Genomic DNA, 18,280 nt, shown 5'->3' with positions numbered 1-18,280 from the left:
CACCTTGCCCATTGGCGCAAGCTTCTCTCGTTTCAATTGCTTTCATTATGTTTCTTTTGTGAATCAGATCAGAAAACCATTATCTTTCGTTTTATTTTTATCTCACCATGGAGCAGTATCAACTGAAACAAAACGAAAGATTAATATCGCAGCAATCTAAACTGGAGAGGAAAGTGAAACATCTGACAGAAATGGTGAGACAGCACAAAGCGGGCAAAACAAATGGGATTTATGCCGTTTGTTCCGCACATCCGCTGGTGCTGGAAGCTGCAATCCGCTACGCCAGTACAAACCAAACGCCGTTACTGATTGAAGCAACCTCCAATCAGGTGGACCAGTTCGGCGGTTATACCGGAATGACGCCCGCCGATTTTCGCGGCTTTGTTTGCCAGCTTGCTGACTCGCTGAATTTCCCACAGGACGCGTTGATTCTGGGTGGCGACCATCTGGGGCCAAACCGCTGGCAAAACCTGCCTGCCGCTCAGGCGATGGCCAATGCCGATGATTTGATTAAAAGCTACGTCGCGGCAGGATTCAAAAAAATTCACCTTGATTGCAGCATGTCCTGTCAGGACGATCCGGTTCCCTTAACTGATGGCATCGTTGCCGAACGCGCCGCTCGTCTGGCGAAAGTGGCGGAAGAAACCTGCCGTGAACATTTTGGCGAGGCCGATCTGGTGTATGTCATTGGCACCGAAGTTCCGGTGCCTGGCGGCGCACATGAAACCTTAAGCGAACTGGCAGTCACCACGCCGGATACCGCCCGCGCCACGCTGGAAGCCCATCGTCACGCTTTTGAAAAGCAAGGTCTGAATGCCATCTGGCCGCGCATCATTGCGCTGGTAGTTCAGCCTGGCGTCGAATTCGATCACACCAACGTTATTGATTATCAGCCCGCCAAAGCGACCGCCTTAAGCCAGATGGTCGAAAACTACGAAACGCTGATTTTCGAAGCTCACTCTACGGATTATCAAACGTCGCAATCGTTACGTCAGTTGGTTATTGACCACTTTGCCATTCTGAAAGTCGGCCCGGCGCTGACCTTCGCCCTGCGTGAAGCCCTGTTCTCTCTGGCAGCGATTGAAGAAGAACTGGTGCCAGCGAAAGCCTGTTCCGGTCTGCGTCAGGTACTGGAAAACGTGATGCTCGACCGCCCGGAATACTGGCAAAGCCACTACCACGGTGACGGCAACGCGCGTCGTCTGGCGCGTGGTTATAGCTACTCGGATCGCGTGCGCTACTACTGGCCGGACAGCCAGATTGATGACGCTTTCGCCCATCTGGTTCGTAATCTAGCGGATGCGCCTATTCCGCTGCCGCTCATCAGCCAGTATCTGCCGCTGCAGTATGTGAAAGTTCGCTCCGGCGAGCTGCAACCGACGCCACGGGAACTCATTATCAACCACATTCAGGACATCCTGGCGCAGTACCACACAGCCTGTGAAGGCCAATAAGCAAAACAAAGAGGAAGACGCTATGCCAAATATTGTTTTAAGCCGGATTGATGAACGCTTGATTCACGGTCAGGTCGGCGTTCAGTGGGTCGGATTTGCGGGGGCAAATCTGGTGCTGGTAGCCAATGATGAGGTTGCCGAAGATCCGGTACAACAAAACCTGATGGAAATGGTGCTGGCAGAAGGGATCGCCGTACGTTTCTGGACGCTGCAAAAAGTTATCGACAACATTCATCGCGCCGCCGATCGGCAGAAAATCCTGCTGGTTTGTAAAACACCCGCCGATTTCCTGACGCTGGTGAAAGGTGGCGTCCCGGTTAGCCGCATTAACGTTGGCAATATGCACTACGCCAATGGCAAGCAGCAAATCGCCAAAACGGTTTCAGTGGATGCGGGCGATATCGCAGCATTTAACGACCTGAAAGCCGCTGGGGTGGAATGCTTCGTTCAGGGCGTCCCGACAGAGCCTGCTGTGGACCTCTTTAAATTACTTTGAGGGATTCATCATGGAAATCAGTCTGTTGCAGGCATTTGCGTTGGGCATTATCGCCTTTATCGCTGGCCTGGATATGTTTAACGGCCTAACCCATATGCACCGCCCGGTGGTCCTCGGCCCGTTGGTCGGGCTGGTACTTGGCGATCTGCATACCGGTATTTTAACCGGCGGTACGCTGGAACTGGTGTGGATGGGGCTGGCCCCTCTGGCGGGCGCACAGCCGCCTAACGTGATTATCGGTACTATCGTCGGCACGGCGTTTGCCATTACTACTGGCGTGAAACCCGATGTCGCGGTCGGTGTCGCCGTACCTTTCGCTGTCGCAGTACAGATGGGGATTACCTTCCTGTTCTCGGTGATGTCTGGCGTAATGTCCCGCTGTGACCGGATGGCAGAGAACGCCGATACACGCGGTATTGAACGCGTGAACTATCTGGCACTGCTGGCACTCGGCACTTTCTATTTTCTCTGCGCTTTCCTGCCTATCTACTTCGGCGCGGAACATGCAAAAACCATCATTGATGTCCTGCCGCAACGATTAATCGACGGCCTCGGCGTCGCGGGCGGCATCATGCCAGCAATCGGTTTTGCCGTGCTGCTGAAAATCATGATGAAAAACGTCTACATCCCCTACTTCATCCTGGGCTTTGTTGCCGCAGCCTGGCTCAAACTGCCGGTGCTGGCTATTGCTGCCGCCGCGCTGGCGATGGCGCTGATCGACCTGCTGCGTAAATCTCCTGAACCGACTCAACCTGCGGCACAGAAAGAGGAATTTGAAGATGGCATCTAATCAAACCACCCTGCCGAACGTCAGTGAAAACGAAGAAACATTGCTGACTGGCGTCAATGAAAACGTGTATGAAGATCAGAGCATTGGCGCGGAGCTGACGAAAAAAGATATCAACCGCGTCGCCTGGCGTTCCATGCTGTTGCAGGCTTCTTTTAACTACGAACGTATGCAGGCTTCCGGTTGGCTGTACGGTCTGCTGCCAGCACTGAAAAAGATCCACACTAATAAACGTGACCTGGCGCGCGCCATGAAGGGGCATATGGGTTTCTTCAATACCCATCCGTTTCTGGTGACGTTTGTTATCGGCATTATCCTTGCGATGGAGCGTTCTAAGCAGGATGTAAACAGTATTCAGAGCACCAAAATTGCCGTCGGTGCGCCGCTCGGCGGGATTGGCGATGCGATGTTCTGGCTAACGCTACTGCCAATTTGTGGCGGGATTGGAGCCAGTCTGGCATTGCAAGGCTCCATTCTTGGCGCAGTCGTCTTTATTGTGCTGTTCAACGTGGTACACCTGGGGCTGCGTTTTGGTCTGGCGCATTATGCTTACCGCATGGGCGTGGCGGCGATTCCACTCATTAAAGCGAATACCAAAAAAGTCGGCCATGCAGCGTCTATCGTTGGGATGACGGTAATCGGTGCGCTGGTGGCAACCTATGTTCGCTTAAGTACCACGCTGGAAATCACGGCGGGCGACGCAGTGGTTAAGTTACAGGCTGATGTTATCGACAAATTGATGCCTGCCTTCTTACCGCTGGTCTACACCCTGACCATGTTCTGGCTGGTACGCCGCGGCTGGAGTCCGCTGCGCCTGATTGCGGTGACCGTGGTTCTCGGCATCGTCGGTAAATTCTGTCATTTCCTTTAAATACAATGAGGTATTAGATGTTAAGTATTATTTTGACAGGGCATGGCGGATTTGCCAGCGGCATGGAAAAAGCAATGAAGCAAATCCTCGGCGAGCAATCACAGTTTATTGCCATCGATTTTCCCGAAACCTCAAGCACCGCGCTGCTTACATCGCAGCTTGAAGAGGCCATTGCCCAACTGGATTGTGAAGACGGCATTGTTTTTCTGACGGATTTGCTGGGCGGCACGCCGTTTCGCGTAGCGTCAACGCTGGCGATGCAAAAACCGGGCTGTGAAGTGATCACCGGCACCAATTTGCAACTGCTACTGGAGATGGTGCTGGAGCGCGAAGGGTTAAGCGGTGAAGAGTTCCGTGTGCAGGCGCTGGAGTGTGGACATCGTGGGCTGACCAGTCTGGTGGACGAGTTAGGCCGCTGCCATGAGGAATGTCCGGTCGAGGAAGGGATATGACACACGTTCTGCGCGCCAGAAGGCTGCTGACTGAAGAGGGATGGCTCGATGACCATCAGTTGCGTATTGCTGACGGTGTAATCGCAGCAATCGAACCGATTCCAGTGGGCGTGACTGAACGCGATGCGGAACTGCTCTGCCCCGCTTACATCGACACCCATGTACATGGTGGTGCGGGCGTTGATGTGATGGATGACGCGCCGGATGTACTCGACAAGCTGGCAATGCACAAGGCACGCGAAGGTGTCGGCAGTTGGTTACCGACCACCGTAACCGCGCCGCTTAATACCATTCATGCGGCGCTGAAACGTATTGCTCAACGTTGCCAACGCGGCGGACCTGGTGCGCAAGTGCTGGGGAGTTATCTCGAAGGACCGTACTTCACGCCGCAGAATAAAGGCGCGCATCCGCCGGAGCTGTTCCGCGAGCTTGAAATTGCCGAGCTGGATCAATTGATTGCCGTTTCTCAGCACACCTTACGCGTGGTGGCGCTGGCACCGGAAAAAGCGGGCGCGTTACAAGCCATTCGTCATCTTAAACAGCAAAACGTACGGGTGATGCTGGGGCATAGCGCAGCAACCTGGCAACAAACCTGCGCTGCGTTTGATGCTGGTGCCGACGGCCTGGTGCATTGCTATAACGGGATGACAGGTTTACATCACCGCGAACCGGGAATGGTTGGCGCGGGATTAACGGACAAGCGCGCCTGGCTGGAACTGATAGCCGATGGGCATCATGTGCATCCGGCGGCGATGTCGCTGTGTTGTTGCTGTGCGAAAGAGAGAATCGTACTGATCACCGACGCGATGCAGGCAGCCGGGATGCCGGATGGTCGTTATACGTTATGTGGTGAAGATGTGCAGATGCGCGGTGGCGTTGTCCGTACCGCGTCCGGTGGGCTGGCGGGCAGTACGCTGTCTGTCGATGCGGCAGTGCGCAACATGGTCGAGCTGACGGGCGTAACGCCTGCAGAAGCGATCCATATGGCGTCGCTGCATCCGGCGCGAATGCTGGGTGTTGATGGTGTTCTGGGATCGCTTAAACCGGGCAAACGCGCCAGCGTCGTTGCGCTGGATAGCGGGCTGCATGTGCAACAAATTTGGGTTCAGGGTCAATTAGCTTCGTTTTAATTGTTTGCTCCGTTGTTGGGCCTTCACTTCCCCCGTAAGGCCTTTCTTTTTCTTTCTTTTTAGGCTGAGCAGCGGTGTCGGATGCGACGCTGACGCGTCTTATCCGACCTACAGTTGGTGACCGTAAGGCCGGATAAAGCGTTTACGCCGCATCCAGCAATCCCTTTTACTTCCCTTATCTTTTCTTTCAACGATCACAGATTTCGTTTTATTTCCTTTTTCTCCATTGAACTTTCAGTTTCTTTTATATAGATTTTAACCAACGAAAGAAATCACCAAGTGAAATGAAACGAAAGGCAAGCGAAAGCGACAACGCCCGACGTCAAGTTCATCAGACTAAGGATTGAGTTATGCCAGAAAATTACACCCCTGCTGCCGCGACCACCGGTACATGGACTGAAGAAGAGATCCGCCATCAGCCTCGCGCATGGATCCATTCACTCACCAACATCGACGCGCTACGTTCCGCGCTCAATAACTTCCTTGAACCGTTACTGCGCAAAGAGAATCTGCGGATCATCCTGACCGGAGCCGGAACCTCGGCATTTATCGGTGACATCATCGCGCCGTGGCTCGCCAGCCATACCGGTAAAAACTTCAGCGCCGTACCAACCACCGATCTGGTCACCAATCCGATGGACTACCTGAATCCAGCCCATCCGCTGCTGTTGATCTCCTTCGGGCGTTCCGGCAACAGCCCGGAAAGCGTCGCCGCCGTGGAGCTGGCGAATCAGTTTGTACCGGAATGCTATCACCTGCCGATCACCTGCAACGAAGCGGGCGCTCTTTACCAAAACGCGATCAACAGCGACAACGCGTTCGCCCTGCTGATGCCCGCAGAAACACACGATCGCGGCTTTGCGATGACCAGCAGCATTACCACCATGATGGCCAGCTGCCTCGCGGTTTTCGCACCTGAGACGATCAACAGCCAAACCTTCCGCGATGTGGCGGATCGTTGCCAGGCGATCCTGACCTCACTGGGCGATTTCAGCGAAGGTGTGTTTGGTTACGCACCGTGGAAACGGATCGTTTATCTCGGCAGCGGTGGCTTACAGGGCGCAGCACGCGAGTCGGCGCTGAAAGTGCTGGAACTGACGGCGGGTAAGCTGGCGGCCTTTTATGATTCCCCGACCGGATTCCGTCATGGCCCGAAATCGCTGGTCGATAACGAAACGTTGGTGGTGGTGTTTATCTCCAGCCACCCTTACACCCGTCAGTATGATCTTGATCTGCTGGCAGAACTCCGCCGTGACAACCAGGCAATGCGCGTAATCGCCATCGCCGCGGAAAGCACCGACGTTATCGCCGCTGGCCCGCATATCATCCTGCCGCCATCCCGTCACTTTATCGACGTTGAACAGGCATTTTGCTTCCTGATGTACGCCCAGACGTTTGCACTGATGCAGTCGTTGCACATGGGCAATACGCCGGATACTCCATCAGCCAGTGGCACCGTTAACCGCGTGGTGCAAGGCGTAATCATTCATCCGTGGCAGGCATAAGAGGATCGCATTATGAGCATTATCTCCACCAAATATCTGTTACAGGACGCCCAGGCCAATGGCTACGCGGTGCCAGCCTTTAACATTCATAACGCCGAGACGATCCAGGCGATCCTCGAAGTATGTAGCGAAATGCGATCGCCAGTGATCCTCGCCGGAACGCCGGGGACCTTTAAACATATCGCGCTAGAAGAGATTTACGCTCTGTGTAGCGCCTATTCCACAACCTACAACATGCCGCTGGCGCTGCATCTCGACCACCACGAATCACTCGATGATATTCGCCGAAAAGTCCACGCAGGCGTACGCAGTGCGATGATCGACGGCAGCCACTTCCCGTTTGCCGAGAACGTAAAGCTGGTGAAATCGGTTGTCGACTTCTGCCACTCCCAGGATTGCAGTGTGGAAGCAGAACTGGGCCGCCTGGGCGGTGTTGAAGATGACATGAGCGTTGACGCCGAAAGTGCATTCCTGACCGATCCACAAGAAGCTAAACGCTTTGTCGAACTGACTGGCGTCGACAGCCTGGCGGTAGCGATCGGTACGGCGCATGGCTTGTACAGGAAAATACCAAAAATTGATTTCCAACGGCTGGCGGAAATTCGTGAAATGGTAGACATCCCTCTGGTACTGCATGGCGCCAGCGATGTCCCTGATGAATTTGTTCGCTGGACGATTAAACTGGGTGTGACGAAAGTTAATGTCGCCACGGAATTAAAAATTGCCTTCGCAGGCGCAGTAAAAACCTGGTTTGCAGAAAATCCGCAGGGTAATGATCCTCGTTATTATATGCGCGTCGGTATGGATGCGATGAAAGAAGTTGTCAGAAATAAAATTAATGTCTGTGGTTCAGCGAATCGAATTTCCGCGTAATCATTAATTTTATACGATTTTTAAGAATGCACTGCCCGATTAATATCGGGTAGTGCCTTAATGGCAAAGGAGATAACCAAACATTAATAAATACATCAGTACAATGTCTCAATAATAATATATTTAAAAAATTATATTATTCAACTTTTATGGTGAGGATGACACAATGAGCAGTCCAAATATTCTCTTAACCCGTATTGATAACCGTCTGGTTCATGGCCAGGTTGGCGTGACCTGGACATCCACTATCGGTGCGAATCTGCTGGTGGTCGTGGATGATGTCGTCGCGAACGATGATATTCAACAGAAATTGATGGGGATTACCGCGGAAACCTACGGCTTTGGCATTCGTTTCTTTACTATCGAAAAAACCATTAACGTCATCGGCAAAGCTGCGCCGCATCAGAAAATCTTCCTGATTTGCCGGACGCCGCAGACGGTACGTAAATTGGTCGAAGGTGGCATTGATCTGAAAGATGTCAACGTCGGTAATATGCATTTCTCGGAAGGGAAAAAGCAAATCAGCAGTAAAGTGTATGTCGATTCTCAAGATCTCACAGACTTACATTTTATTAAACAACGCGGCGTGAATGTTTTTATCCAGGACGTCCCCGGCGATCAAAAAGAACAAATTCCTGACTAAATTTAAAATCGCCTTAATATTGGTTTGAGGTAATAAAAATGCATGAAATAACCCTAATTCAGGGGCTATCCCTGGCGGCGTTAGTTTTCGTTCTGGGGATTGATTTTTGGCTGGAAGCCTTATTTTTATTCCGCCCGATAATCGTTTGTACCCTCACTGGCGCTATTCTCGGTGATATTCAGACTGGCTTAATTACCGGTGGTCTGACAGAGCTGGCTTTCGCCGGATTAACCCCTGCTGGTGGTGTTCAGCCGCCCAACCCGATTATGGCGGGTCTGATGACCACTGTCATTGCATGGTCTACGGGCGTTGATGCCAAAACGGCAATTGGTCTTGGCCTGCCGTTTAGTTTGTTAATGCAGTACGTCATTCTGTTCTTCTATTCCGCTTTCTCATTATTTATGACCAAAGCCGATAAATGCGCGAAAGAGGCGGATACAGCAGCGTTTTCCCGACTTAACTGGACAACGATGCTGATTGTCGCTTTAGCGTATGCGGTGATTGCTTTCCTCTGTACTTACCTGGCGCAGGGCGCGATGCAGGCGCTGGTGAAGGCGATGCCCGCCTGGCTGACCCACGGCTTTGAAGTGGCTGGCGGCATTCTACCTGCCGTTGGTTTTGGTCTGCTGCTGCGCGTGATGTTCAAAGCGCAATATATCCCTTACCTGATCGCTGGTTTCCTGTTTGTTTGCTACATCCAGGTCAGCAACCTGTTGCCGGTTGCCGTGCTGGGCGCAGGCTTTGCGGTGTATGAGTTTTTCAATGCGAAATCCCGGCAGCAAGCGCAACCGCAGCCCGTTGCCAGTAAAAATGAAGAAGAGGACTACAGCAATGGGATCTGAAATCAGTAAAAAAGATATCACCCGTCTGGGGTTTCGTTCGTCACTCCTGCAAGCGAGCTTTAACTACGAAAGGATGCAGGCGGGCGGTTTTACCTAGGCGATGTTGCCGCTCCTGAAAAAAATTTATAAGGACGACAAACCGGGCCTAAGCGCGGCGATGAAAGATAACCTCGAATTTATTAATACCCACCCGAATCTGGTCGGATTCCTGATGGGATTGTTAATTTCGATGGAAGAGAAAGGGGAAAACCGCGACACCATTAAAGGCCTCAAAGTGGCGCTGTTCGGCCCAATCGCCGGGATTGGCGATGCGATTTTCTGGTTCACTTTGTTGCCGATTATGGCGGGAATTTGCTCATCATTTGCCAGCCAGGGAAACCTGCTGGGGCCGATTCTGTTCTTCGCCGTTTACCTGCTTATCTTTTTCCTCCGCGTCGGCTGGACCCACGTTGGTTATTCGGTCGGCGTAAAGGCTATCGATAAAGTGCGAGAGAACTCGCAGATGATCGCCCGTTCGGCAACCATCCTCGGGATCACGGTAATTGGCGGGCTGATCGCTTCATATGTGCATATTAACGTGGTGACATCGTTTGCCATCGACAGTACCCACAGCGTCGCGCTGCAGCAGGATTTCTTCGATAAAGTCTTCCCGAATATTTTGCCGATGGCTTATACCCTGCTGATGTATTACTTCCTGCGGGTGAAAAAAGCGCATCCGGTGCTGTTAATCGGCGTGACTTTTGTGCTTTCCATCGTTTGTTCCGCCTTCGGCATTTTATAAATAAAACGAGGCACTGCGTCTGGCGGTGCCTCAGATTGTTAACAAAAATCGCTTTGTTCATGCCGGATGCGGCGTTACCGCCTTATCCGGCCTACAAAATCATGCAAATTCAATATATTGCAGAAACGATGTAGGCCTGATAAGCGTAGCGCATCAGGCAATTTTGCGTTTGCCATCGGTCTGAGCATCGCACCTGACGGAGCCTCTTTACTTAAGGAATTTCATCCTGTGCAAATCCTTCAGCAAGTTGAAAACTATACGGCGTTAAGTGAACGCGCCAGCGAATATTTATTGGGTGTAATTCGTAGTAAACCGAACGCCGTGATCTGCCTGGCGACCGGAGCCACGCCATTACTGACGTATTATTATCTGGTGGAGAAAATCCACCAGCAGCATGTTGATGTCAGCCAGCTGACCTTCGTCAAGCTCGACGAATGGGTGGATCTGCCATTAACCCTGCCCGGCACCTGCGAAACTTTCCTTCAGCAACATATCGTGCAGCCGCTGGGGCTACGTGAAGACCAGCTCATCAGCTTTCGCTCTGAAGATATTAACGAGACGGAGTGTGAGCGGGTGACAAACCTGATTGCGCTTAAAGGTGGTATCGATTTGTGCGTGCTTGGGCTGGGGAAAAACGGTCATCTGGGGCTGAACGAGCCGGGAGAAAGCCTGCAACCGGCCTGCCATATCAGCCAACTTGATGCCAGAACGCAGCAACATGAAATGTTAATAACCGCGGGTCGCCCCGTAACCCGGGGGATCACCTTAGGACTGAAGGATATTCTCAATGCCCGCGAAGTTTTGCTACTGGTGACTGGCGAAGGAAAGCAGGATGCAACAGCGCGTTTTCTCACGGCTAAAGTCTCCACCGCTATCCCAGCTTCGTTTTTATGGCTGCATAACCATTTCACATGCGTGATTGATGAGATGTGTCGTCGTTAACATCCCCCTTTGCCCGGCAAAATAAGAAAAGTGCTCATGAGTTTTGAGCACTTCGTTCCGGTTCAGTATGAACGTCCTCCGTTATTATGCCATCACAATGTAAACCTAAAGGTTGACAAAAAGATGGTGAAAAATCAGACTAACAAAAAACGTGATAAAAATTTTCCAGTCATGCTGTTAAGTGTGGCCAGAAAGGAATTGTTTGATCTTAGTGCGATCGATCGAGCGGAATTAATTGCTGCTATTGACGATTTCGAAGAGTTAGGTCCCTGCTCTTCCCTAGTGAATACCGAAAAAGTTCAAGGGGATATGTATGAAATTAAAACACATAGTCAGAGCCATTGGTTAAGGGGTTTTTATTTTCACTTTCATCAAGGGCTATGGGTCATCACACATATCTTTGCTAAAAAAACGAACAAAACGCCTAAAGCCAACATCGAGTTAGGTTTAGCACGTTATAAGGCCTTACTTTCGACAAACAAAGCAAGCCTCCAGGAGAAATAGAAATGAAGAAAAATAACGAGTTACATCACTGGGAAGACGTGAAAACAGAATTACTTAAGGACGAAGCAACCGCTAATGCTCTTGATGTTGTTGTACAACGCAAAGCGGTTCTTTCCCAACTCGTGGAAAAACGCAAAGCCCTCAATCTGAGCCAAACCGCAGTGGCGAAGCAACTTGGTGTTACCCGACAAGCGGTGAGTAAATTTGAAAAAGGAGAAAGTTCACCAACATTAGATGTTGTTTTTAGCTATGCAAATGCTATCGGCATCGATCTGTTCGGCTCACTAAAAAGACTGATTGTTTAGCAAGTGGCCCCCAGGTTCTTCAAACGGGGCCACGGAGAGATATCACTCCCCCTGTTGCTCCAGCGCATACTTATACAGCGCATTTTTCTTCACGCCGTGAATTTCTGCCGCCAGCGCCGCCGCTATCTTCAGCGGAAGCTCGGCCTGTAACAGCGCCAGCGTGCGCAGTGCATCGGCGGGTAAGTCGTCTTCCTGCGCCTTATGGCCTTCGATAATCAGCACCATTTCGCCTTTGCGGCGGTTTTCATCTTCCTTTACCCACGCCAGCAGCTCGCCAACGGGCGCGCCGTGAATGGTTTCCCAGGTTTTGGTGAGCTCACGTGCCAGCACCACGTAGCGCGATTCGCCCAATACCGCAACGATATCTTCAAGGCTATCTAGCAGACGGTGGGTCGATTCATAAAAAATCAGCGTACGTGGTTCCGCTTCAATGGCTTTCAACGCATCGCGACGACCTTTTGATTTGGCAGGCAGGAAGCCTTCATAACAAAAACGATCGGATGGTAAACCCGCAGCGCTTAACGCAGTGATGGCAGCACATGGCCCCGGTAGTGGCACTACGCGAATCCCCGCTTCACGGCAGGTTCGCACCAGATGGTAGCCCGGGTCGTTTATCAGCGGCGTTCCAGCATCGGAAACCAGCGCAATGTTTTGCCCCTCTTGCAGCTTCGCCAGCAGCGTTTCGGCTTTTTGTTGTTCATTATGGTCATGAAGCGCGAACAACCGGGCGTTTATGCCAAAATGTTGCAGCAGTAAACCGGTATGACGGGTATCCTCGGCAGCAATCAGATCAACGGCCTGCAATACCTCAAGCGCACGCTGGGTAATGTCCGCCAGATTACCGATTGGCGTAGGTACAATATAGAGCTGGCCTTGAGAATTATCCGCCGATTGGTGTTGTTTCATTGTGTCGTCCGTATTGCCGATTTAATATTGAGCATTGCGTAAAAAAAATATCACTGGATACATTATGGTACCCTCAACATTTTCTCGTTTGAAAGCCGCGCGTTGTCTGCCTGTTGTTCTGGCAGCCCTGATTTTCGCCGGTTGTGGCACCCATACCCCCGATCAGTCCACTGCCTACATGCAGGGGACGGCGCAGGCCGATTCTGCCTTTTATCTACAGCAGATGCAGCAAAGCTCTGATGATACCAGGATCAACTGGCAATTACTCGCCATTCGTGCACTGGTGAAAGAAGGCAAAACCGGGCAAGCGGTGGAATTGTTTAATCAGCTACCGCAAGAACTAAACGATACCCAGCGTCGCGAGAAAACGCTGCTGGCGGTAGAAATCAAGCTGGCGCAAAAAGATTTTACTGGTGCACAGACCTTGTTGGCAAAAATCACGCCGACCGATTTAGAACAAAACCAGCAAGCGCGCTACTGGCAGGCGAAAATCGATGCCAGCCAGGGACGTCCTTCCATTGAATTACTGCGTGCGTTAGTCGCCCAGGAACCTCTGCTCGGCGCGAAGGAAAAGCAACAGAATATTGACGCTACCTGGCAGGCGCTATCGTCCATGACCCAACAGCAGGCGAATACGCTGGTGATTAGCGCCGACGAAAATATCCTGCAAGGCTGGCTGGATCTGCAACGCGTCTGGTTTGATAACCGTAACGATCCCAACATGATGAAAGCCGGGATCGCCGACTGGCAAAAACGTTATCCGAACAACCCTGGCGCGAAAATGCTGCCAACGCAGTTGGTAAACGTAAAAGCTTTCAAACCAGCGTCAACCAATAAAATCGCCCTGCTGCTGCCGTTGAATGGTCAGGCTGCGGTATTTGGTCGCACAATTCAACAAGGCTTTGAAGCGGCGAAAAACATTGGCACTCAGCCAGTGACCGCCCAGGTAGCTACCGCGCCTGCCGCTGACGTGGCAGAACAACCCCAGCCACAAACCGTGGATGGCGTTGCCAGCCCGGCACAAGCCTCGGTTAGCGATCTAACGGGTGAAGAAACCGCAGCGCAGCCGGTGCCTGTAAGCGCCCCTGCGGCAAGTACTGCGGCGGTAAGCACGCCAGCGAATCCAGCCGCAGAACTGAAAATCTACGATACCTCTTCACAACCGCTTAGCCAGATCTTAAGCCAGGTTCAGCAAGACGGCGCGAGCATTGTGGTCGGTCCGCTGCTGAAAAATAATGTTGAGGAGTTGCTGAAGAGCAACACTCCACTGAACGTTCTGGCGCTGAATCAGCCGGAAAATATCGAAAACCGCGCTAATATCTGTTACTTCGCGCTATCGCCGGAAGATGAAGCACGCGATGCGGCACGTCATATTCGTGACCAGGGGAAACAGGCGCCGCTGGTGCTGATCCCGCGCAGTTCGCTTGGCGACCGCGTAGCAAACGCCTTCGCGCAAGAGTGGCAGAAATTGGGTGGCGGTACCGTTCTGCAACAAAAATTTGGTTCCATCAGCGAATTACGCGCGGGCGTGAATGGCGGCTCCGGCATCGCTTTAACGGGTAGCCCGATTACCCCCAGAGCGACAACTGATTCCGGCATGACCACAAACAATCCGACGCTGCAAACCACACCAACCGATGACCAGTTCACTAATAACGGTGGTCGTGTCGACGCGGTCTATATTGTGGCAACGCCGGGCGAAATCGCTTTCGTCAAACCGATGATCGCCATGCGTAACGGCAGCCATAGCGGCGCAACGCTGTACGCCAGTTCCCGCAGCGCACAAGGCTCTGCTGGCCCTGATTTCCGACTTGAGATGGAAGGATTACAGTACAGCGAGATCCCGATGCTGGCAGGCGGTAATCTACCGTTAATGCAGCAGGCACTAAGCGCAGTGAATAACGATTATTCGCTGGCTCGCATGTATGCAATGGGTGTTGATGCATGGTCGCTGGCAAATCATTTCTCACAAATGCGCCAGGTTCAGGGTTTTGAAATCAACGGTAATACCGGAGGTCTGACGGCTAACCCGGATTGCGTGATTAACAGGAAGTTATCATGGCTACAGTACCAACAAGGTCAGGTAGTCCCCGCCAGTTAACCACTAAACAGACCGGCGATGCGTGGGAAGCGCAAGCGCGTCGCTGGCTGGAAGGCAAAGGACTGCGGTTTATCGCCGCTAACGTGAACGAGCGTGGCGGCGAGATCGATCTGATAATGCGTGAAGGCCAGACCACCGTTTTTGTCGAAGTGCGCTACCGCCGCTCTGCCCTTTACGGCGGCGCGGTAGCCAGTGTGACCCGCAGCAAACAACACAAATTATTACAGACTGCCCGCTTGTGGCTCGCGCGTCATAATGGGAGTTTTGATACTGTGGATTGCCGGTTCGATGTGGTAGCCTTCACCGGGAATGAGGTTGAGTGGATTAAGGATGCCTTTAATGACCACTCATAATTAAGGTTTAAGGATTAGCGTGCAAGAAAGAATTAAAGCTTGCTTCACTGAAAGCATTCAAACTCAAATTGCGGCGGCAGAGGCGCTTCCGGATGCCATCTCCCGTGCAGCCATGACGCTGGTTCAGTCTCTGCTCAATGGCAACAAAATCCTCTGTTGTGGTAATGGAACCTCCGCTGCCAACGCACAGCATTTTGCTGCCAGCATGATCAACCGTTTCGAAACGGAGCGGCCCAGCCTACCTGCCATTGCACTAAATACTGATAATGTTGTCTTAACGGCGATTGCCAACGATCGCTTACATGATGAAGTGTATGCAAAACAGGTGCGGGCGCTGGGTCATGCGGGAGATGTATTGTTAGCCATTTCCACCCGTGGCAACAGCCGCGATATCGTAAAAGCGGTTGAAGCCGCCGTTACGCGTGATATGACCATTGTGGCATTAACCGGCTATGACGGCGGTGAACTTGCTGGTTTGTTAGGGCCACAGGATGTAGAGATCCGCATTCCTTCACATCGTAGTGCTCGCATTCAGGAAATGCATATGCTGACGGTAAATTGCCTGTGCGATCTGATCGATAACACGCTTTTCCCTCACCAGGATGATTAAGGAGAATACATGAAGGCATTATCGCCAATCGCAGTCCTTATTTCCGCGCTGCTGTTGCAAGGTTGTGTTGCCGCTGCCGTAGTGGGTACCGCTGCTGTGGGTACCAAAGCCGCAACTGACCCACGCAGTGTCGGCACCCAGGTGGACGATGGTACCCTGGAAGTGCGCGTGAACAGCGCATTGTCGAAAGACGAACAGATTAAGAAAGAAGCGCGCATTAATGTAACGGCCTATCAGGGCAAAGTGCTGCTGGTTGGGCAGTCACCAAACTCTGAGCTTTCGGCTCGCGCCAAACAGATTGCTATGGGCGTAGATGGCGCAAATGAAGTGTATAACGAGATTCGTCAGGGCCAGCCGATTGGTCTGGGCGAAGCGTCTAACGATACGTGGATCACCACCAAAGTGCGTTCGCAGCTCTTAACCAGCGATCTGGTGAAATCGTCCAACGTGAAAGTGACTACCGAAAACGGTGAAGTGTTCCTGATGGGGCTGGTGACTGAACGTGAAGCGAAAGCAGCGGCAGATATTGCCAGCCGGGTGAGCGGCGTGAAGCGTGTGACCACGGCGTTTACGTTTATTAAATAGCAGCCCCTTGTAATGCCTGATGCGACGCTTGCCGCGTCTTATCAGGCCTACAACGATGCAAACCGTAGGTCGAATAAGGCGTTTACGCCGCATCCGACTGCCGTTGCCTGATGCGACGCTTGCCGCGTCTTATCAGGCCTACAACGACACAAAACGTAGGTCAGATAAGGCGTTTACGCCGCATCCAACTGCCGTTGCCTGATGCGACGCTTGCCGCGTCTTATCAGGCCTACAACGATACAAACCGTAGGTCGGATAAGGCGTTTACGCCGCATCCGACTGCTGTTGCCTGATGCGACGCTTGCCGCGTCTTATCAGGCCTACAACGATGCAAACCGTAGGTCGGATAAGGCGTTTACGCCGCATCCGACATGTTTTCCCTCCAATCAGAATAACAGCGCCAGCCCGCCGACAATCACACCAGACACTGCCACCATCGCCCCCGTCAGCCATAAGGCTTTCGCCGGGAACGCTTTGCGCAGCATTATCAACGACGGCAAACTTACCGCTGGAAGCGTCATCAACAATGCCAGCGCCGGAGCGGTTCCCATACCTGCCAGCATCATCGTTTGTACAATCGGAATTTCTGCTGCCGTGGGAATGACAAACAAACATCCTGCCACCGCCATCGCCACCACCCACATCAGGCTGTTATCGACAGCACCATCGGCATGGGGGAATAACCAGACGCGAGCGGCACCCAACACCAGTACAGCAAGGATATAAACCGGGATCGTACTCCAGAAAAGCGTCCATAGCGCCCTGCCCCAGCGGCTAAAAAACCCGCCCTGCACTTCCGGTATGTCAATTTCGACCGGTGTCTGCGTTTGCGGTGTTTCACGCACCCATTTTTGCACCAGCGTCGCAATCAGCAACACCATCACCAGCCCCGCCACCAGACGAATCGCGGCAAAGCCCCAGCCAAGGACAAACCCCATAAACACCAGCGTCGCCGGGTTTAACAACGGATTCCCCATCCAGAATGCCAGTGCACCACCCATCGACACCTGCTGACGACGCATTCCCGCCGCGACCGGAGCCGCACAGCAGGTACACATCATACCCGGCAGCGAAAACAGCGTTCCCAGCAGCGTGCCGCGAAAGCGTGATTGCCCAAGCGTGCGCAGCAGCCAGTCACGCGGAATCAGCACCTGTATCAACGAACCGAGGATCACCCCCAGCACCGCCGCTTTCCATACCGCGAGGAAATAGATCATCGCGTAATCCCACGCCGCCTGCCACGGATTAGCATCCGCCTGCGCAAGGATAGATTTACCGATACTGTGGGTTTCAGCGGCAGTAAAGGCTTTGCCGTAGTAAGGTTGCCATTTCACATACCAGAGACCGGCAATGACAACGAGAAAGAAAAGCGCGGGTTTCCACCACTGAATGGGCGTTGCCGCCTGAGATGAAGACTGACCAGTCATAGCATTCCCCAGGAATAAGTTATGATAATTGAGTGCGTGAATATTACGCTCACTATCAATTCTTGGGAATAATTATTCAGCTCTTTTGCGTAATTCTGAAGAGCTTAAAATAGTCACGCCTTCATGCTCAGGCCGCATCGCCTCTGCCAGCATGACCCGCGCCACGTCTCTCGCATCAATGGATTTCCAGTTACCTGGTAACAAACGGAACAGCGGCGCAAAAAGCGTTTCGTTCATCCGCTGTTTGCTACGATCGCCCAGTAACATCGACGGGCGAGCAATGGTCAATTTCGGCCAGTTCTGGGCAATTAATGCTTCTTCCATCTCCCCTTTGACGCGGTTATAGAAAAACGGCGAGTGGGCATTGGCACCCATAGCACTGACCACCAGCATATGCTGCGCGCCCAGCCGCCGCCCGGTTAATGCGGTATCCACTACCAGCGTGTAATCGGCATGAATAAACGCCTCTTTGCTCCCCGCTTCTCGCCGCGTGGTGCCGAGACAACAAAACACAATGTCGATGGGATCGGTGACCTGCGCCAGCGCGTCGGTCAGTTGCGGATCATGGGGATTGAACACTCCTGGCATATCTCCCAACGGACGTCGCGTCGGCGCGGCTATGGCGTTAACTTTCGGTTCGTTAATCAACATCCGCAGCAGGTGACCGCCCACCAGCCCCGTTGCGCCTGTAATCAGTACCTTACTCATCTTCG

At 52.5% G+C, this 18,280-nt stretch carries 20 protein-coding genes and 1 pseudogene; 18 read left to right on the top strand and 3 right to left on the bottom strand.

What is annotated here, in order from left to right:
* Window positions 1-173 precede the first annotated feature (173 nt).
* The 14 genes and pseudogenes from kbaZ (at window position 174) to D9741_RS00635 (ending at window position 11,585) form a co-directional block, all read left to right on the top strand.
* Entirely contained in the window at window positions 174-1,454 is a 1,281-nt protein-coding gene (gene kbaZ, locus D9741_RS00700) for a tagatose-bisphosphate aldolase subunit KbaZ (protein ID WP_130219239.1), read from the top strand.
* Window positions 1,455-1,476: 22 nt separating this feature from the next.
* A complete protein-coding gene (gene agaV, locus D9741_RS00695; RefSeq protein WP_001352914.1) occupies window positions 1,477-1,950 on the top strand; it encodes a PTS N-acetylgalactosamine transporter subunit IIB in 474 nt (157 codons plus the stop codon).
* Window positions 1,951-1,960: 10 nt separating this feature from the next.
* Window positions 1,961-2,740 (top strand): PTS N-acetylgalactosamine transporter subunit IIC, encoded by a 780-nt coding sequence (gene agaW / locus D9741_RS00690; protein WP_000406214.1) that lies wholly within the window; start codon window positions 1,961-1,963, stop codon window positions 2,738-2,740.
* Window positions 2,730-3,608, top strand: coding sequence for a PTS N-acetylgalactosamine transporter subunit IID (gene agaE / locus D9741_RS00685; protein WP_001295548.1), 879 nt, complete (start codon window positions 2,730-2,732; stop codon window positions 3,606-3,608). Before agaW ends, agaE begins: the two co-directional genes overlap by 11 nt.
* Window positions 3,609-3,625: 17 nt before the next feature.
* Window positions 3,626-4,060 (top strand): PTS galactosamine/N-acetylgalactosamine transporter subunit IIA, encoded by a 435-nt coding sequence (agaF, locus tag D9741_RS00680; RefSeq protein ID WP_000948824.1) that lies wholly within the window; start codon window positions 3,626-3,628, stop codon window positions 4,058-4,060.
* The gene (nagA, locus tag D9741_RS00675; RefSeq protein WP_130219237.1) at window positions 4,057-5,190 is read left to right on the top strand and encodes an N-acetylglucosamine-6-phosphate deacetylase; all 1,134 of its coding nucleotides are present in this window, start codon (window positions 4,057-4,059) and stop codon (window positions 5,188-5,190) included. The genes agaF and nagA overlap by 4 nt, the downstream gene beginning before the upstream one ends.
* A 350-nt stretch (window positions 5,191-5,540) precedes the next feature.
* Window positions 5,541-6,695, top strand: coding sequence for an AgaS family sugar isomerase (locus D9741_RS00670; RefSeq protein ID WP_130219235.1), 1,155 nt, complete (start codon window positions 5,541-5,543; stop codon window positions 6,693-6,695).
* A 12-nt stretch (window positions 6,696-6,707) separates the two neighbouring features.
* Window positions 6,708-7,568 (top strand): tagatose-bisphosphate aldolase subunit KbaY, encoded by an 861-nt coding sequence (gene kbaY / locus D9741_RS00665; protein ID WP_130219233.1) that lies wholly within the window; start codon window positions 6,708-6,710, stop codon window positions 7,566-7,568.
* Between the two features lie 166 nt (window positions 7,569-7,734).
* Complete coding sequence (gene agaB / locus D9741_RS00660; protein WP_130219231.1) at window positions 7,735-8,211, top strand: PTS galactosamine transporter subunit IIB; 477 nt, start codon at window positions 7,735-7,737, stop codon at window positions 8,209-8,211.
* A 38-nt stretch (window positions 8,212-8,249) separates the two neighbouring features.
* Window positions 8,250-9,053, top strand: a complete 804-nt coding sequence (gene agaC / locus D9741_RS00655; RefSeq protein ID WP_130204632.1) for a PTS galactosamine transporter subunit IIC — start codon at window positions 8,250-8,252, stop codon at window positions 9,051-9,053.
* Window positions 9,043-9,834: pseudogene (gene agaD / locus D9741_RS00650) on the top strand (PTS galactosamine transporter subunit IID). Before agaC ends, agaD begins: the two are co-directional and overlap by 11 nt.
* Window positions 9,835-10,008: 174 nt before the next feature.
* On the top strand, window positions 10,009-10,776 hold the full coding sequence (locus D9741_RS00645) for a galactosamine-6-phosphate isomerase (protein ID WP_130219255.1): 768 nt from the start codon (window positions 10,009-10,011) through the stop codon (window positions 10,774-10,776).
* Between the two features lie 36 nt (window positions 10,777-10,812).
* Entirely contained in the window at window positions 10,813-11,280 is a 468-nt protein-coding gene (locus D9741_RS00640; RefSeq protein ID WP_240725538.1) for a type II toxin-antitoxin system RelE/ParE family toxin, read from the top strand.
* Between the two features lie 2 nt (window positions 11,281-11,282).
* Window positions 11,283-11,585: a helix-turn-helix transcriptional regulator gene (locus tag D9741_RS00635; protein WP_032281646.1), complete on the top strand. Its 303-nt coding sequence runs from the start codon at window positions 11,283-11,285 to the stop codon at window positions 11,583-11,585.
* A 42-nt stretch (window positions 11,586-11,627) separates the two neighbouring features.
* Here D9741_RS00635 and rsmI read toward each other — a convergent pair whose 3' ends face one another.
* The gene (gene rsmI, locus D9741_RS00630) at window positions 11,628-12,491 is read right to left on the bottom strand and encodes a 16S rRNA (cytidine(1402)-2'-O)-methyltransferase (protein ID WP_130219229.1); all 864 of its coding nucleotides are present in this window, start codon (window positions 12,489-12,491) and stop codon (window positions 11,628-11,630) included.
* 64 nt (window positions 12,492-12,555) lie between these two features.
* On the opposite strand from rsmI, the gene lpoA reads away from it, so the two are divergent.
* Genes lpoA through dolP form a run of 4 tightly spaced genes read left to right on the top strand, consistent with a single transcriptional unit; the run spans window position 12,556 to window position 16,140 of the window.
* Window positions 12,556-14,592, top strand: a complete 2,037-nt coding sequence (gene lpoA / locus D9741_RS00625) for a penicillin-binding protein activator LpoA (protein ID WP_130219227.1) — start codon at window positions 12,556-12,558, stop codon at window positions 14,590-14,592.
* Entirely contained in the window at window positions 14,550-14,945 is a 396-nt protein-coding gene (locus D9741_RS00620; RefSeq protein WP_130219225.1) for a YraN family protein, read from the top strand. Before lpoA ends, D9741_RS00620 begins: the two co-directional genes overlap by 43 nt.
* 19 nt (window positions 14,946-14,964) lie before the next feature.
* On the top strand, window positions 14,965-15,555 hold the full coding sequence (diaA, locus tag D9741_RS00615) for a DnaA initiator-associating protein DiaA (protein ID WP_001158034.1): 591 nt from the start codon (window positions 14,965-14,967) through the stop codon (window positions 15,553-15,555).
* 9 nt (window positions 15,556-15,564) lie between these two features.
* Complete coding sequence (gene dolP, locus D9741_RS00610) at window positions 15,565-16,140, top strand: division/outer membrane stress-associated lipid-binding lipoprotein (RefSeq protein WP_000646037.1); 576 nt, start codon at window positions 15,565-15,567, stop codon at window positions 16,138-16,140.
* A 386-nt stretch (window positions 16,141-16,526) separates the two neighbouring features.
* On the opposite strand, the gene D9741_RS00605 is transcribed toward dolP, so the two are convergent.
* Window positions 16,527-17,567: a permease gene (locus tag D9741_RS00605; RefSeq protein ID WP_130219223.1), complete on the bottom strand. Its 1,041-nt coding sequence runs from the start codon at window positions 17,565-17,567 to the stop codon at window positions 16,527-16,529.
* A 72-nt stretch (window positions 17,568-17,639) separates the two neighbouring features.
* A complete protein-coding gene (locus D9741_RS00600; RefSeq protein ID WP_130219221.1) occupies window positions 17,640-18,275 on the bottom strand; it encodes an NAD(P)H-binding protein in 636 nt (211 codons plus the stop codon).
* Between the last annotated feature and the right edge of the window lie 5 nt (window positions 18,276-18,280).

This window comes from Escherichia sp. E14V7, assembly GCF_004212225.1.
GTDB lineage: Bacteria > Pseudomonadota > Gammaproteobacteria > Enterobacterales > Enterobacteriaceae > Escherichia.
This window is presented reverse-complemented; position numbering and strand designations above follow the sequence as displayed.

What these genes read in the sequence shown, in the direction of transcription:
- agaE (WP_001295548.1), top strand. Translation starts at nt 2,730, where the DNA reads ATGGCATCTAATCAAACCACCCTGCCGAACGTCAGTGAAAACGAAGAA.
- agaF (WP_000948824.1), top strand. Translation starts at nt 3,626, where the DNA reads ATGTTAAGTATTATTTTGACAGGGCATGGCGGATTTGCCAGCGGCATG.
- rsmI (WP_130219229.1), bottom strand. Translation starts at nt 12,491, where the DNA reads ATGAAACAACACCAATCGGCGGATAATTCTCAAGGCCAGCTCTATATT.
- D9741_RS00600 (WP_130219221.1), bottom strand. Translation starts at nt 18,275, where the DNA reads ATGAGTAAGGTACTGATTACAGGCGCAACGGGGCTGGTGGGCGGTCAC.
- D9741_RS00670 (WP_130219235.1), top strand. Translation starts at nt 5,541, where the DNA reads ATGCCAGAAAATTACACCCCTGCTGCCGCGACCACCGGTACATGGACT.
- agaB (WP_130219231.1), top strand. Translation starts at nt 7,735, where the DNA reads ATGAGCAGTCCAAATATTCTCTTAACCCGTATTGATAACCGTCTGGTT.
- D9741_RS00605 (WP_130219223.1), bottom strand. Translation starts at nt 17,567, where the DNA reads ATGACTGGTCAGTCTTCATCTCAGGCGGCAACGCCCATTCAGTGGTGG.
- lpoA (WP_130219227.1), top strand. Translation starts at nt 12,556, where the DNA reads ATGGTACCCTCAACATTTTCTCGTTTGAAAGCCGCGCGTTGTCTGCCT.
- D9741_RS00620 (WP_130219225.1), top strand. Translation starts at nt 14,550, where the DNA reads ATGGCTACAGTACCAACAAGGTCAGGTAGTCCCCGCCAGTTAACCACT.
- D9741_RS00640 (WP_240725538.1), top strand. Translation starts at nt 10,813, where the DNA reads ATGAGTTTTGAGCACTTCGTTCCGGTTCAGTATGAACGTCCTCCGTTA.
- nagA (WP_130219237.1), top strand. Translation starts at nt 4,057, where the DNA reads ATGACACACGTTCTGCGCGCCAGAAGGCTGCTGACTGAAGAGGGATGG.
- dolP (WP_000646037.1), top strand. Translation starts at nt 15,565, where the DNA reads ATGAAGGCATTATCGCCAATCGCAGTCCTTATTTCCGCGCTGCTGTTG.
- agaV (WP_001352914.1), top strand. Translation starts at nt 1,477, where the DNA reads ATGCCAAATATTGTTTTAAGCCGGATTGATGAACGCTTGATTCACGGT.
- kbaY (WP_130219233.1), top strand. Translation starts at nt 6,708, where the DNA reads ATGAGCATTATCTCCACCAAATATCTGTTACAGGACGCCCAGGCCAAT.
- agaC (WP_130204632.1), top strand. Translation starts at nt 8,250, where the DNA reads ATGCATGAAATAACCCTAATTCAGGGGCTATCCCTGGCGGCGTTAGTT.
- D9741_RS00635 (WP_032281646.1), top strand. Translation starts at nt 11,283, where the DNA reads ATGAAGAAAAATAACGAGTTACATCACTGGGAAGACGTGAAAACAGAA.
- agaW (WP_000406214.1), top strand. Translation starts at nt 1,961, where the DNA reads ATGGAAATCAGTCTGTTGCAGGCATTTGCGTTGGGCATTATCGCCTTT.